The 14,226-nt window shown below is 42.8% G+C and carries 11 protein-coding genes; 6 read left to right on the forward strand and 5 right to left on the reverse strand.

Annotated features, from left to right (window positions below):
* Positions 1 to 297: 297 nt before the first annotated feature.
* Positions 298 to 1,923 (forward strand): Na/Pi cotransporter family protein, encoded by a 1,626-nt coding sequence (locus tag ACFSCZ_RS04475; protein WP_380772569.1) that lies wholly within the window; start codon positions 298 to 300, stop codon positions 1,921 to 1,923.
* 64 nt (positions 1,924 to 1,987) lie between these two features.
* Here the strand turns inward: ACFSCZ_RS04475 and ACFSCZ_RS04480 are convergent, their stop codons facing one another.
* Genes ACFSCZ_RS04480 through ACFSCZ_RS04490 form a run of 3 tightly spaced genes read right to left on the reverse strand, consistent with a single transcriptional unit; the run spans position 1,988 to position 2,989 of the window.
* The gene (locus ACFSCZ_RS04480) at positions 1,988 to 2,134 is read right to left on the reverse strand and encodes a hypothetical protein (RefSeq protein WP_380772570.1); all 147 of its coding nucleotides are present in this window, start codon (positions 2,132 to 2,134) and stop codon (positions 1,988 to 1,990) included.
* An 18-nt stretch (positions 2,135 to 2,152) separates the two neighbouring features.
* Entirely contained in the window at positions 2,153 to 2,308 is a 156-nt protein-coding gene (locus ACFSCZ_RS04485; RefSeq protein WP_380772571.1) for a hypothetical protein, read from the reverse strand.
* Between the two features lie 57 nt (positions 2,309 to 2,365).
* Positions 2,366 to 2,989, reverse strand: coding sequence for a flavin reductase family protein (locus ACFSCZ_RS04490; protein ID WP_380772572.1), 624 nt, complete (start codon positions 2,987 to 2,989; stop codon positions 2,366 to 2,368).
* A gap of 139 nt (positions 2,990 to 3,128) precedes the next feature.
* Here ACFSCZ_RS04490 and ACFSCZ_RS04495 point away from each other — a divergent pair, with 139 nt between their 5' ends.
* Positions 3,129 to 4,433: a Zn-dependent hydrolase gene (locus tag ACFSCZ_RS04495; RefSeq protein ID WP_380772573.1), complete on the forward strand. Its 1,305-nt coding sequence runs from the start codon at positions 3,129 to 3,131 to the stop codon at positions 4,431 to 4,433.
* Positions 4,434 to 4,585: 152 nt separating this feature from the next.
* Here ACFSCZ_RS04495 and ytxJ read toward each other — a convergent pair whose 3' ends face one another.
* Complete coding sequence (gene ytxJ, locus ACFSCZ_RS04500) at positions 4,586 to 4,921, reverse strand: bacillithiol system redox-active protein YtxJ (RefSeq protein ID WP_380772574.1); 336 nt, start codon at positions 4,919 to 4,921, stop codon at positions 4,586 to 4,588.
* Positions 4,922 to 5,083: 162 nt separating this feature from the next.
* Positions 5,084 to 6,163: a mechanosensitive ion channel family protein gene (locus tag ACFSCZ_RS04505; RefSeq protein WP_380772575.1), complete on the reverse strand. Its 1,080-nt coding sequence runs from the start codon at positions 6,161 to 6,163 to the stop codon at positions 5,084 to 5,086.
* A gap of 186 nt (positions 6,164 to 6,349) precedes the next feature.
* On the opposite strand from ACFSCZ_RS04505, the gene ACFSCZ_RS04510 reads away from it, so the two are divergent.
* The 4 genes from ACFSCZ_RS04510 to ACFSCZ_RS04525 all read left to right on the forward strand — a co-directional run bounded on the left by ACFSCZ_RS04510 (position 6,350) and on the right by ACFSCZ_RS04525 (position 14,049).
* The gene (locus tag ACFSCZ_RS04510; protein WP_380772576.1) at positions 6,350 to 9,526 is read left to right on the forward strand and encodes a DEAD/DEAH box helicase; all 3,177 of its coding nucleotides are present in this window, start codon (positions 6,350 to 6,352) and stop codon (positions 9,524 to 9,526) included.
* A gap of 274 nt (positions 9,527 to 9,800) precedes the next feature.
* Positions 9,801 to 11,267: a catalase KatA gene (katA, locus tag ACFSCZ_RS04515; protein ID WP_380772577.1), complete on the forward strand. Its 1,467-nt coding sequence runs from the start codon at positions 9,801 to 9,803 to the stop codon at positions 11,265 to 11,267.
* A gap of 311 nt (positions 11,268 to 11,578) precedes the next feature.
* Positions 11,579 to 12,808, forward strand: coding sequence for a threonine synthase (locus tag ACFSCZ_RS04520; RefSeq protein WP_380772579.1), 1,230 nt, complete (start codon positions 11,579 to 11,581; stop codon positions 12,806 to 12,808).
* 41 nt (positions 12,809 to 12,849) lie between these two features.
* A complete protein-coding gene (locus tag ACFSCZ_RS04525) occupies positions 12,850 to 14,049 on the forward strand; it encodes a dicarboxylate/amino acid:cation symporter (RefSeq protein ID WP_380772580.1) in 1,200 nt (399 codons plus the stop codon).
* Positions 14,050 to 14,226 lie beyond the last annotated feature (177 nt).

The raw sequence follows: 14,226 nt of genomic DNA on the forward strand, positions 1-14,226 counted from the left end.
GGGTAGGGGAAAAGTAAACAATTGCTAAGATTGCTGACTCACAGGCCTAAATCAGGTATGCGGCGTTGAAAAATGTTGGTTTGTAAAGAAAAGCACCAAAAGTGTAAAGATACTTCAAGTGAAAGAAAGACGTGCGAACATACATAAACATTGAGTTGAAAGGGATATGGGGTATAAATGTTTTTTGATCGTTGTAACAAAATCTTTACATTACTTTCATTTACTTTTTACAATTTCTTAATTATTATGAGGAAGGGATAAAATACTGTCGAAAGACGTAAAAAAAGGGCTGAAGAAATGGACTTGCAAACATTACTTTTCATGTTTTTCGGAGGACTGGGGATCTTTCTCTATGGCATAAAAACGATGGGGGACGGTCTGCAGAAAGTTGCTGGTGACAGACTCCGTGATTTGCTTGACCGATTTACGACCAACCCATTTTTGGGTGTTTTAACCGGTATTATTGTGACAGGCCTCATTCAGTCCAGTTCCGGAACAACGGTACTGACAATCGGGCTCGTTACAGCAGGTTTTATGACACTGCGGCAGGCCATTGGAGTCATTATGGGCGCTAATATCGGAACAACCGTTACAGCGTTCATTATTGGGATTGATATTTCAGAGTATGCCTTGCCGATAATTGCACTTGGTACTTTTCTTATTTTCTTTTTTAAAAATCATAAGATTAATAATATCGGGTCTGTGTTTTTCGGATTTGGAGCCTTGTTTTATGGCTTGAGTCTGATGGGAGACGCGATGAAGCCGCTCCGCAGTGCGCAATTTTTTACGGATTTAACTGTAAGTCTGAGTGAACATACACTTCTTGGGGTATTGATTGGTACTATTTTTACAGTGATTGTCCAAAGTTCATCAGCTTCCATTGCACTTCTTCAAACACTGTACGATCAAGGTGCCATCTCCCTTCATGCAGCCTTGCCTATCTTGTTTGGTGATAATATTGGAACAACGATTACTGCTGTGTTGGCATCCATTGGTGCAACGGTTGCTGCGAGGCGTGCGGCACTGACTCACGTGATGTTTAACGTAATAGGTACGACCATTGCTCTCATTTTGTTTATCCCATATTCGAATTTTATTGAATATTTGCAGGCAGCTTTGGATTTGAATCCAAAGATGACCATTGCCTTTGCCCACGGAACATTTAATATAGCAAATACCATCATTCAATTTCCTTTCATTGCTGTGCTGGCATGGATTGTGACAAAACTGATTCCGGGCGAGGATACAATGATTGAATATAAGCCAGTCCATCTAGGGGAAAAGTTTATTCGACAGTCTCCATCCATTGCCCTCGGACAGGGGAAAAAGGAAGTTATGCGTATGGGTAAAATTACGGAGCAGGGGCTTAAAGAGGTTACTGATTACTATCAGACTAAAGGGAAAAAACATCGGGATGTACTTCCTCAAATTGAGGATGCCCTGAACAATCTGGATAAGTTAATCACAGACTATCTCGTACAAATATCATATCATTCCCTTTCGGATCAAGATTTAAAGACACACAGCTCTTTATTAAATACAGTTATTGACCTGGAACGCATCGGGGACCATATCGAAAATATTATGGAACTGGTGGATATCCAAGATAAAAATAAAGTTAAATTTTCAGAACCGGCACGGGACGATTTAGAGAGGATGTTTGAACTGACGGCTTCGACCCTTCGTCAAGCCCTTCAATCGCTTCAAGACGATAATGAGTCTCAGGCAAGAGGCGTTTTGGCGAATGAGCGGCTGATTAATAAAATGGAGAGGGATCTTCGGAAAAAACATATTCAGCGCCTTAATGAAAATCAGTGTACGGGTACAGCCGGGATTGTTTATGTTGATATCGTCAGCAATCTGGAAAGAATCGGAGACCATTCCGCCAACATTGCTCAAGCTGTGATTGGGGAAGAATCCTAGGCTTTTGATTGTTAATAAATATTAAAACAGACTGGGTGATCAGAGATCATCCAGTCTTTTGTTGTCAAAGGTGTTTATTATTTTGATAACGTTCATTTCTTTTCGTTTGCTCGGGGATTTCGTTGTTGTGTTTTCGGTTTTTCATGGAGTATCGGACGTCTGCTCTCGTCATATTATTATTCGGTGCAGCTTCTTCATTCCATTTGCCCATACTTTTCATCCTTTCGCATTAATCGTCTCTTGAATCGTCCTGTGTATCGTTAGAAGAAACAGATGCTATAAATCCATATCCCGTCGGGCTCCACTCCAAAGTTTCATCTATTGGTTTTCTTTTCTGCTTGAAATGGGGCGTGTAGTCTGTCTTTTCTCGGTCATCACCTTGCATGGGGACCCTCCTTACATGTGTTTTTCAATATTTATTGTCCCCATCACCTATAAAAAATTACTCTGCTTTATTTAGGCTGAATACTTCCCTGATCAATGCGTAATCAGTCCCTGCCAGGCGGGCTACAGGTTTCAGAGTTTCTGTACATACATACCCCTTATCAGGATCATACACTTCCTGATCGATATGCACGCAGATAATTCGAGCCAATAGGAAATCCAAAACAGTCAACCCATCATCATTTTTAATTTCATGATGCTGGTCCAGCAGGCACTCAAAGCGTACTTTCGCCTCCCGAATACCCGGAACACTAACTTTTGTGCTTTCTGTCGTATTCAGCCCAGTCAATTCCAGCTCACTCCTTGCGGCAGGAAGGAGTGCTGCTGTTTCGTTGATGTCCCGAATGATTTCTTCTGTCCCGATATGTACAACCAACTCACCGTTTTCTATGGCGTTGCGTGCCGTATCCTTCATTCTGTTTCCTTTCCTCCTGTCTATGGACAGGGAAATGAGGGGAGGGTCGGTGCTGACGGCGTTGAAAAAGCTAAAAGGTGCTGCGTTTACAATTCCATTCACGGTAGACGAAGTTGTCACGAAGGCAATAGGCCGTGGAACAATCGCTCCTGCCATCAGTTTGTACATCTCTTTTCCGCTTATATCACCAGGGTTCAGGCTAATCATACACACACCTCTATTTATTGAACATTCTGATATAATTACTCTTATTTTACACATCTTTAGCGAAAAAGAAAATATGTATCTTTTGTCCGTGCATCTTCCATCCTGTATCCTACTATGTATAACATATCTTTAGAAAGCGGTGTGGATATTGGAAAAGGTTTTTTCTAAGGTGCGATTGCTGGATGACCAGGAACATTGTACTTCTTATGAAGGTATCGATCCAATCGAACTGGCTGAAAAATTATCGGAGATTGCCGATATTGGCCGTACAGATCAAGGGGGTGTATCCCGATTCCCTTATACGGAAGAAGAAAAAGAGGCGAAGCAGCGTTTTAAAGAATGGATGGAAGACATCGGCTTAACAGTCTATGAGGATGCGATCGGAAATTTGTTTGGAAGGCTGGAAGGAGAACATCCAGAGCTTCCGGCAGTGTTGACAGGCTCCCATTTGGATAGTGTTCCCAATGGTGGTGCTTTTGACGGTCCGCTAGGGTGCTTGAGCAGCCTATTAGCCGTCAAGGCGCTCATTCAAACCAATTCCAGGCTTAAAAGGTCAGTCGAAGTCGCTGTATTTGTTGATGAAGAAGGGGCACGATTTAATAATAGCCTGTTTGGCAGCAGGACATTCATGGGCGAAGTCAAAAAGGAAGATTTAAAGCGTTTGAAGGATCAACAAGGAATCAGTTTATATGATGCGATGGTAAAGAACGGCTTTGACCCTGAGAAAATTTCTTCTGCTTTTCGTGATCCGGAAGAAATTTACGCGTTTTTGGAACTGCATATTGAGCAGGGAAAAAGATTGGAGACTAAAGGCAAAAATATTGGCGTAGTCAACGGCATTGCAGGACCGGTATGGACATCATATACTTTTTACGGGGAAACAGATCATGCCGGAAATACTCCGATGGAATATAGAAAAGATACGGTGGCAGCTGCTGGAGAATTTATAACAGTTGTGGAAAAGTTACCGGGATCCTATAGTGAGACAGCAGTGGCAACCGTAGGAAAAATGAATATTTTTCCTAACGGGACCAATGTTATTGCGGGTAAGACCGAAGTAATGGTAGACGCCAGAGATATACATATAGAGGCAAGGGAACAAATGCTGCAGGATATGAAGAGAGCTGCTCAGGATATTGCAGACAGGCGAGGACTTGAAGTAAAGGTCAGAGAAGAAGTAAATATCCCTCCCGTTTTGGTACCTGACAGCATTCAGGATGCTGTTCGTTCCGCCGCTGAAAAGAGCGGGCTATCTACGCTGAATATTCCCAGCGGGGCGGGACATGATGCCATGATTATGGGGAAATACGTACCATCGGGAATGATATTTGTTCCCAGCCATCGGGGGAAAAGTCATTCTCCGGAAGAATGGACATCACTTCCGGATTGTGTCAATGGTGTACAAGTCATGAAAGAAGCATTGAAACAACTGGCTAATCAATAAACCGGGGGCCACCGGTTCGAAGATGGCACTCAAACCTCCCCTGGATTTTGCCTTCATCTGAAATCTTCAGAAGGAAGCGGTCCGGGATAATAACCCAAATAAGCAAGGTGAAGATCTGATATCATCACCCGCTTATTTGATCGTATATCGGATTATTTGTTACTTTCCAAAGCTTCTTTCATATTATCACCTGTAATGTTCCAATGAGATGTATTCCAGGTGGCTTTTCCATCTTTTAGAAGGAAAATTTGCGGTGATTCGTGCTTGATTTGCAGGTCGTCCGCCACTTGATTGGAAACCGGGCGGCTTTCACTGACAATTAAATAATATTTATCCAAATCTGTTGAAAACTCCTGGTACTCTTTATAGGCATTCGCACTAATCGGACAGGTATTGCTATGTTTAAACATAAAAACAGGCTTTTCCTTTGATTCATTTAATATGTTTTTCCATTCTTCTTCAGTTATGATTTGTTTGAGCTCTTCCATTTTTATCATCCTTTCGCGTAGATTCAGGTGAATGTCAAGTTCAAGAATTTGAGCTGCAGGCCCCTTTTTTAACAGTCGTACAACAGCTGTCGTGCCAGGGTTCTGCCGTCAAAGTCTTAAACAAGTGCTTCCACTAATGTTATTATCCCAAAAAATTTCCTGTCAATCACCTTTACTGCTTGATAAATTTTCCTCCATGATATAGTCCGCCACTTGAATCTTGTTCTTATAAAAAGATGAAATGATGAGATGCCTCACTTTGCTTTCGATCGTTTCCTTCATCCGGGCATTTTGTAAAGGAATTTCTACGGAGAATATCAGGCTTCCTTCCTTTATGTCCTTGAATGTAACAACAGGAGGGGGAGTTTGCAAAACGCCTTCTTCTCCTTCTGTTGCCAGCACAGCGGCTTCATGTAATAAAGCCTCTGCTTTCTTTGTATCGGTTCCATAAGCCACGGCAACGGAAATATCCGTGCAGAGCTTTTCATCCGCAAAGTTTTTTACCATATTTTCAATCAGATACTGGTTGGGGATGACAAGTGTCCCTTCTTTATATAGTTTTACAGAAGTGGAGCGGAGTTTAATTTTTGTAACAACCCCTTTTTGGCCATCCACTTCAATGACTTCTCCCACTTCCAAAGGCTGCTCAAACAGAATAATTAGTCCTGATACAAAGTTGGCTGCCACGTTCCTGAGCCCAAAACCTATTCCAATCCCAAGTGTGCTTAATACAACAGCAATAGCCCTCCAGTTGAAGCCTACAATGGCAAGGCTTGAAATGACAGCAATAATCATGACGGTATAGTAGAGGAGACGATTAATCGTGTAGCGGGTACCTATATCTATATTGAATCGATTATAAGCCAGCGGCATAATATAGGAGTTAAACGCTTGGACCAAACGGTTCGCAAGCGTGATGATCATAAAGGCTACCAAAATCAAAAATAGGGAAACGTTAATTCCTTTTACCGAATAAATTGGTGCAAACAGCCATTTCTCTTTTGAAAAGTAAAAGATAAATAAAATGATCGTACCATAGAATGCCAGCCAATTGAGAATGGATTCTGCTGTAGGAATGAAATTGTTTTTAGAGTTTTCTGACCGATATATTTTTCGGATAATAAATAAAATGAGTGATTTGGTTCCAAAAATCAACAAGGCATAAATAAAAAACAGAATGATATCCATGACAGATACATTTTTCAAAAAGTCCAACCTATGCTGAATCTGATGGTCTGCCAAGAATGAATACCCCCTGATTTGACGTTTCTTTTACCTTCATTCCCGGTTTATATAAGGGCAAACAACCTGATTTTCAACAAATAGGAATGAAGGTGAAATTATGATAAAATAGATGGGATATTCATTAAAAAAGCAATAAAAATACATTATAGATTATATGGGATAGAAAGAAGGGTTTATGGCATTTTGGCACTTTTACAAAAGAACCAAGTGGCAGAAATGTTTCACCCGACCATTTACAGGCGGGGAAGAGAATACTATTTTCAGGGCCGAGTAGGCAGACTGAATTTTGATGATAGCAGCGGAGTTTGCCAGACGTATGTTCAAGGAACTGAACCTTATCTGGTGGAGGTTAATGTAAGCAAACTGCCGGAAAATATTGCGGTGTACTGTGATTGTCAGGCATTTGAAAAATATTATGAATGTAAACATATTGTAGCCGCCATGCTTGAAATTTGTGAGAAACAAGACGAGGTGATGAAAGATTACGGCAGGTCATATGGCGGGAAATACCATGCTGCAGCTGACCTCATTCAATTGGTGGACGAGACAGTCTTAACAGGGTATTCCATGCCAGTTATCGGGACAAAGCCGTTAAAATTAGAATATCACCTGGATTTTTCCAACCCTCATGCACTTTTTATTGAACTGAGGGCTGGGATCGATCATGCATACGTTGTTAGAGATGCAGAGGAATTTATTCAAAATGTCAAGAACGGGCAGGAGCATCCTTTTACAAAAAAGTTTACCTACAGCCCGGAAGACCATAAGGTCGATCCGTTGGACAGGGATATTTTACATGAACTCCATTTGCTCATTGAAAATGAGAAGCTGTATGCAGAAGGCATGAAGACATATTATTCAAATCACTCGATTTTTTCTACGCCAAGATCGATCATGATTCCGCCATTGTTTGCCCGGTCATTGCTGGATAAAATAGCCGGCAGACATGTAACCGGGAAACTGGGAGGGCAAACGTTTGACAGGATTGAGATCATGGAGGACGATTTTCCTTTCCAATATGAGCTGGGTAAGAGCGAAAAAAACGATTTGGAATTAAAACTCCCGGAGGTGGCCCATGCGGTATACATGGAGCCGTATGAGATGGTTTTTTTGGAAGGTAAAATTTATTTTCCAGAGGCGGATTTACTTCCTTTTATTGAAAAAATGATTAAAATCCAAAAGAGAAACAGTGTCATTTCCATTGCTGCAGACCAGGCGGATGCGTTTGTATCAGAAGTGCTTCCACAACTGAAAAAGCTGGGGACGGTTGAGGTTGCCGAGCAGGTAAAAGAGCAAATCATTCAGGTTCCCCTCACTGCCAAAGCGTATATTGATTTGGTAGATGACACCATCACAGCAAGGCTGGAATATCATTATGGCGGTCTGGTTGTAGATCCTTTTCATCAGCACGAAGAGGATGGAAAGATTTTAATCCGGGATGTCGAAAAAGAGAAGGAGATCATGCATATCATCGAAAATGCAGGGTTGAAATATAACGGAAAGGAACTTCACCTCCAATTGGATGAGGAAGAGCTTTATGATTTTCTGTTTGTTATCCTGCCTGCATTGGGTGAGCGTTGTGAATTATTCCTTACTAACCATCTCCGTGCAATTGTTTCGGCGGATCAGCCGGTTCCACAAACACGGATTCAAACAGAAGAATCAGCCGGACTGCTGGAGATTAGTTTCCAGCTTGATGGGATCGATGAAGATGAAATAGCCGACGTGATGAAAACGGCCATGGAGAAGAAGCGATATTATCGCATGAAAAACGGAGGATATGTATCGCTGGAAACTGAGGAGTTTCGATCGTTGCAGGAGCTTTTTGAAGATTTGCATGTGGATCGCCATGAACTTGATCAGGGAAGCGTCCGTGTTCCGACCTATCGCGGTGTCCAAATTGACGAAGCTCTTCAGACCAGAAAGGATTATGACTCCTCATTTAAAAAGCTTTTGGACCGGTTAAAACGGCCCGAAGAGCAGACCTTTCCTCTTCCTGAAGGCCTAAAGGCTTCAATGAGGGAATACCAAAAAACCGGTTATCAATGGTTCCGCTCATTGTCCCATTATCATCTGGGCGGAATTTTAGCGGATGATATGGGCTTGGGAAAAACATTGCAAAGCATTGCTTATTTAGTGGCGGAAAACGGGGAAAAGCGCCATTTGATTGTAGCCCCGGCATCCCTTATCTATAACTGGCAAAGTGAATGGAGGAAATTCGCTCCGGTTATCAGGACAGCAGTAATAGCCGGTACACGGGAAGAAAGAGAAAAGATATTGGCCTCTGACGAAGCGGATGTATACATTACCTCTTATTCTACGTTAAGGCAAGATATTGACTTATATCAACATGAGCAGTTTCATACGCTGATTTTAGATGAAGCGCAATTTATCAAGAACTATACAACAAAGTCTGCCGCAGCAGTAAGACGGATACGTGCGACGAGAAAATTTGCTTTGAGCGGTACGCCTATTGAAAATTCGGTAGAAGAGTTATGGGGCATTTTCCAAGCGATCATGCCGGGGCTGTTTCCGGGTTTAAAGGAATTTAAAAAAATGAAACCGGAAAAAATCTCCCGCTTAATCAAACCGTTTATTTTAAGAAGGTTAAAATCCGATGTGTTAAAAGAGCTTCCGGAAAAAATTGAAACTACCCATATTACAGAGCTTTCCAAAGAACAAAAGGAGCTGTATCTCGGATATTTGCAGCGGATTCAGAAGGAAACGGCTGCATCTCTCAAGGGAGAAGGTTTTCAAAAAAGCAGGATGAAAATATTGGCAGGAATTACAAGGCTCCGGCAATTATGCTGCCACCCTTCTCTATTTTTGGAAAACTATGAAGGCAAGTCCGGTAAACTGGAGCAACTGATGGAGACCATTGAAACATCTCTTGAAAATGGGAAGAAGCTTCTCATTTTTTCTCAATTTACAAGTATGCTGGACATTATCCAACAGAAACTGTATGAAGCAGACTATTCACATTTTTATCTGAATGGACAGACGCCTGCGCAAGAACGGCTGAGAATGAGTGAGCAGTTTAATCAAGGAAAAACATCTATTTTTCTCATTTCGCTAAAGGCGGGAGGCACTGGCTTAAACCTAACGGCTGCCGATACAGTGATCTTGTATGACTTATGGTGGAATCCTGCAGTAGAAGATCAGGCAGCAGGAAGAGCGCACCGTTTCGGGCAAAAAAACGTCGTTCAAGTGATCAGACTGATAACAAAGGGAACGATTGAGGAGAAAATTTATGAATTGCAGCAGAAAAAACGGGAACTGATTGAGCAGGTGATCCAGCCCGGTGAAACGATGCTCTCCAGTTTATCTGAGGAAGATATAAAGGAAATATTAAGCATGTAAGGCGAGTAAAAGCAGCTGTTTTCACGACAGTTGCTTTTTTATTTTTGAAGGAGCGTATGCAAGAAGTCGGATGAGGTATAGAGTGATTCATAAATGAAGAAAAGAAGATATATTTTTTAATGGACGGAATATAGTTCCTATAGTGGCTGTTCATCTACTGTTATACAGTAAAATATAACTAATATTAAATTATAATAATTATAACTTGAAAATGATTATTGATCATGTTACGATGTACTTACATTAAAATTATTATAAATAAGGCGGGATGATAATGGCAAATAACGATCATAAATTAACAACAAGCTGGGGAGCTCCGGTAGGGGACAACCAGAACTCCATGACAGCCGGAGCAAGAGGTCCGACATTAATTCAGGATGTCCACCTTTTGGAAAAGCTGGCCCATTTTAACAGAGAACGGATTCCTGAGAGAGTGGTCCATGCAAAGGGTGCCGGGGCACATGGCTATTTTCAGGTGACCAACGATGTCTCGAAGTATACGAAAGCAAAATTTTTATCTGAAGTAGGCAAGCGCACGCCAATGTTCATTCGTTTTTCGACCGTTGCGGGAGAATTGGGATCTGCAGATACAGTAAGAGATCCACGCGGATTTGCGGTGAAGTTTTACACAGAAGACGGAAACTATGACCTTGTAGGCAATAACACGCCTGTATTCTTCATCCGTGATGCGATTAAATTCCCGGACTTTATCCATACTCAAAAAAGAGACCCGCGTACACATTTGAAAAATCCAAATGCCGTGTGGGATTTCTGGTCTTTGTCACCTGAATCTCTTCATCAGGTCACAATTTTAATGTCTGACAGGGGAATCCCTGCTACATTCCGTCACATGCATGGGTTTGGAAGCCATACGTTCAAATGGACAAATGCAGAAGGCGAAAGCGTTTGGGTGAAATATCATTTTAAAACCGACCAAGGAATTAAAAACCTTGATGTACATCTCGCTGCAAAATTGGCAGGAGAAAATCCTGATTATCATACGGAGGATTTATTTAATGCGATTGAAAATGGAGATGATCCATCTTGGACATTATATGTGCAGATCATGCCGATTGAAGAGGCAGATACGTATAGGTTTGATCCATTTGATGTGACAAAAGTATGGTCGCAAAAAGATTATCCATTGATTGAAGTGGGACGGATGGTATTGAACCGCAATCCTGAAAATTATTTTGCGGAAGTAGAGCAGGCGGCATTCTCGCCGGGAACTCTTGTACCGGGAATCGATGTCTCACCGGATAAAATGCTCCAGGGACGGTTGTTTGCCTATCATGATGCACACCGTTACCGCGTCGGGGCCAATCACCAGCTGCTCCCGATTAACCGTCCAAAAACTGAAGTAAGCAATTATCAGAGAGACGGTGCGATGCGCTTTGACAACAACGGCGGCGGCTCTGTCTATTATGAGCCGAACAGCTATGGTGGTCCAATGGAATCTCCGGCCGACAAACCTGCTCTATATCCTGTTTCCGGAGATGCGGCCAGTGTCAGCTATGACCATGATGATCACTATACACAGCCGGGGGATCTATATCGCCTAATGAGCAAGGATGAACGCGAACGGCTTGTAGCCAACATTGTTGCTTCGATGAAACCTGTGGAAAAAGATGAAATTAAGCTGCGTCAAATTCGGCATTTCTATAAAGCTGATCCGGAATATGGAACAAAAGTCGCTGAAGGATTAGGGCTGAAAGTTCCCTCGGATGAAGTGAAACTATGATTGGACAGAGAGCCGCGAAAAGCAGCTCTCTTTTTTTGTCTGTTTATGAGAATTCCCGACGTTCATTGGTCCTGGACTGGAAAGGATGAAGTCCTTCACGGATCCAATTAAACATTACAACCATTGATACCATCCAGAATGCTTGGATTAATAGCTGTAATAAACCTGTCTTTGTATTCGCTCAAATATTTTTTTAATCGGCCGGCTCCCTCACTCATTTACTTTGCCAGGTTAAATAGTTTCGGCGGCTGATCCTGTTTGATAATAAGACGGATATGCAGAGCATAGGATAGGTTGAGGGAGGATACGTTATGAAGTTCAGTTATGTTACGCAGTTAACCTGTTCCAAGTGCTCTCGGGCATACAGTCCGGATATTGTTCAGCAGCTATGTGTGTGCGGCTCGCCCCTGCTGGTCAGCTATGATTTCAAGACTCTGGCAAAAATGTTAAAGCCAAGTGATCTTGTAAAGAGAAAACCTGATCTCTGGCGGTATCATGAACTGCTGCCGGTAAAAAGCCCGGACCGTATCGTTTCATTGGGGGAAGGAATGACCCCTCTGCTTCGAATGAAGAAGTTGGGGACCGATATGGCTCTGTCCCAGTTATACATGAAAGACGAAGGTTTGGTCCCGACAGGAACATTTAAGGCGCGCGGAGCAGCCGTGGGAGTATCGAAAGCAAAAGAATTAGGAGTGAAAGGATTGGTGATGCCAACCAACGGAAACGCCGGAGCAGCCTGGACACTCTATTCTTCCAGGGCAGATATTCAGGCTGTCATTATCATGCCAAAAAGTGCACCCGCAATGATCCGATCGGAAGTGGCTCTAGCAAACTCTCAACTTTATTTAGTCGACGGACTTATCAGTGACGCCGGAAAAATAGCAGCAAAGACAGCAGCGGAATTTAATTTATATGATGTCTCCACATTAAAAGAACCGTACCGCATAGAAGGTAAAAAGACGATGGGATTTGAAATAGCCGAACAGCTCGGCTGGTCGGTTCCGGACGTCATTTTATATCCGGCCGGCGGCGGAGTAGGACTTATAGCGATATATAAAGCGTTAAAGGAACTGCAGGAATTGGGCTGGATTGATTCAAATAAAATGCCCAGGTTCGTGGCAGTTCAGGCCGAGGGATGTGCCCCTATTGTCAAGGCGTGGAAGGAAGGAAAAAAAGAATCGGAGTTTTGGCCTGATTCCCGGACAGTTGCTTTCGGCATCAATGTCCCTAAAGCATTGGGAGACTTTTTGGTCCTTGAAGCCATCTATGAAACAGGCGGGTGTGCCGTTGCCGTGAATGATGAAGAGATCCTCAAAGAACAGGAGAAAATGATCAGGAAAGAAGGTGCTTTTATCTGTCCTGAAGGAGCCGCTGCCTTCCTGGCAGCCCGCAAACTTCGAAAAGAAGGATGGATACAAGAATTTGAAAAAGTAGTTGTCATCAATACCGGAACAGGATTAAAGTACATGGGTCAGGAAGGAGCCGAATTGCCGCTTCTGCAACCTGATGAGCGGATCACCCGTCTTCAAGTATTGCCATAGCGTTCTCTCCCTCACAAAGTGCAATACGAGGAGGGCTTGTCATGAGGAAAAACTTTGTTCTACAAATATTTGCAGCCTTCATCCTTGCTATTATTGCCGGATTGATTTTTGGGGAAAGAGCGACGGTTGTTCAGCCGCTGGGGGATTTGTTTCTCAGACTGATTAAGTTTATTATTGTTCCCTTGATTCTTTCGACGATCGTCGTTGGCGTAACAGGGGCAGGAAATATTAATAAGCTTGGCAAACTTGGCGGTAAAGCCATCAGTTATTTTCTTGTTACAAGTTTTTTTGCAATCACCCTTGGGCTGATTGCCGGATTTGTTTTCCAGCCCGGAAAAGGGATTGACGTTACGCCGGGAGGAGAAGCAGTGGAGCCCGCAGCTACGGATGGTGTAATAGCGACCTTATTAAATATCATTCCTACAAATCCTATCGAAGCATTAACGACCGGCGCTGTCCTGCAAATTATATTCTTTGCCATCTTCCTGGGAGTGGCTATTACCCTTGTCGGTGAAAAAGCCCAGCCGGTTCAACACTTTTTTGATGGACTTGCGGAAATCATGTATAAAATTACTGGTATCGTTATGAAGCTTGTTCCGCTTGGGATATTCGGACTTCTCGCACCCATAGTAGGAACTCATGGGGCTTCTGTTCTCATGCCGCTGATCAAAGTTATTATCGCAATGATTGTCGCGGTCATTATTCATGTGGCAGTGGTCTATTCAACCGCGGTAAAATTACTAGGAAAAATGAGTCCCTTGAAGTTTTTTAAAGGAATTTTTCCGGCTGCATCAGTCGCATTTGCTACTTGCAGCAGCTCGGGAACCCTTCCGGTAACAATGAAAAATACTCAGGAAAATTTGGGAGTTTCAAAGGAAACGAGCAGTTTTATCCTTCCCCTTGGAGCAACGATCAATATGGATGGGACCGCCATTTATCAAGGGCTGGCCGTGATGTTTATTGCCCAATATTATGGCGTGGATTTAACAGCTGCTCAAATTTTGATAGTGATGCTGATGGGAACCTTGGCTTCAATTGGAGCAGCAGGGGTTCCGGGTGCCGGATTAATTATGCTTACGATGGTGCTGACAGCAGTTAATCTTCCATTGGAAGGGATTGCCCTGGTGGCTGGAATTGATCGGATCCTCGATATGTTCAGAACATCGGTCAACATTGTCGGTGATGCTTCTGCTTGTGTTGTGGTCGAAAAACCTGGTACGGAAGTCAAAAAGGGGGCATAGATTGAAAAAGGCACAGGGAGGCGGTCTCTGTGCTCTTTTATGATTGCGCAAAAGATTGTTGGACTCGAGGCAGCATGGGCGTTGCTTCTTAAGCCCCGGTAAAAAGAGTTGCATTCGTTCCCGATCAAGAGTTCAACCCGATCCAATTGTTACGCAAAAGCGCATTCGTCGGAACGA

Origin of the sequence: Siminovitchia sediminis, from assembly GCF_042680885.1 — a bacterium.
In the GTDB taxonomy this organism is placed as follows: Bacteria; Bacillota; Bacilli; order Bacillales; family Bacillaceae_C; genus Siminovitchia; species Siminovitchia sediminis.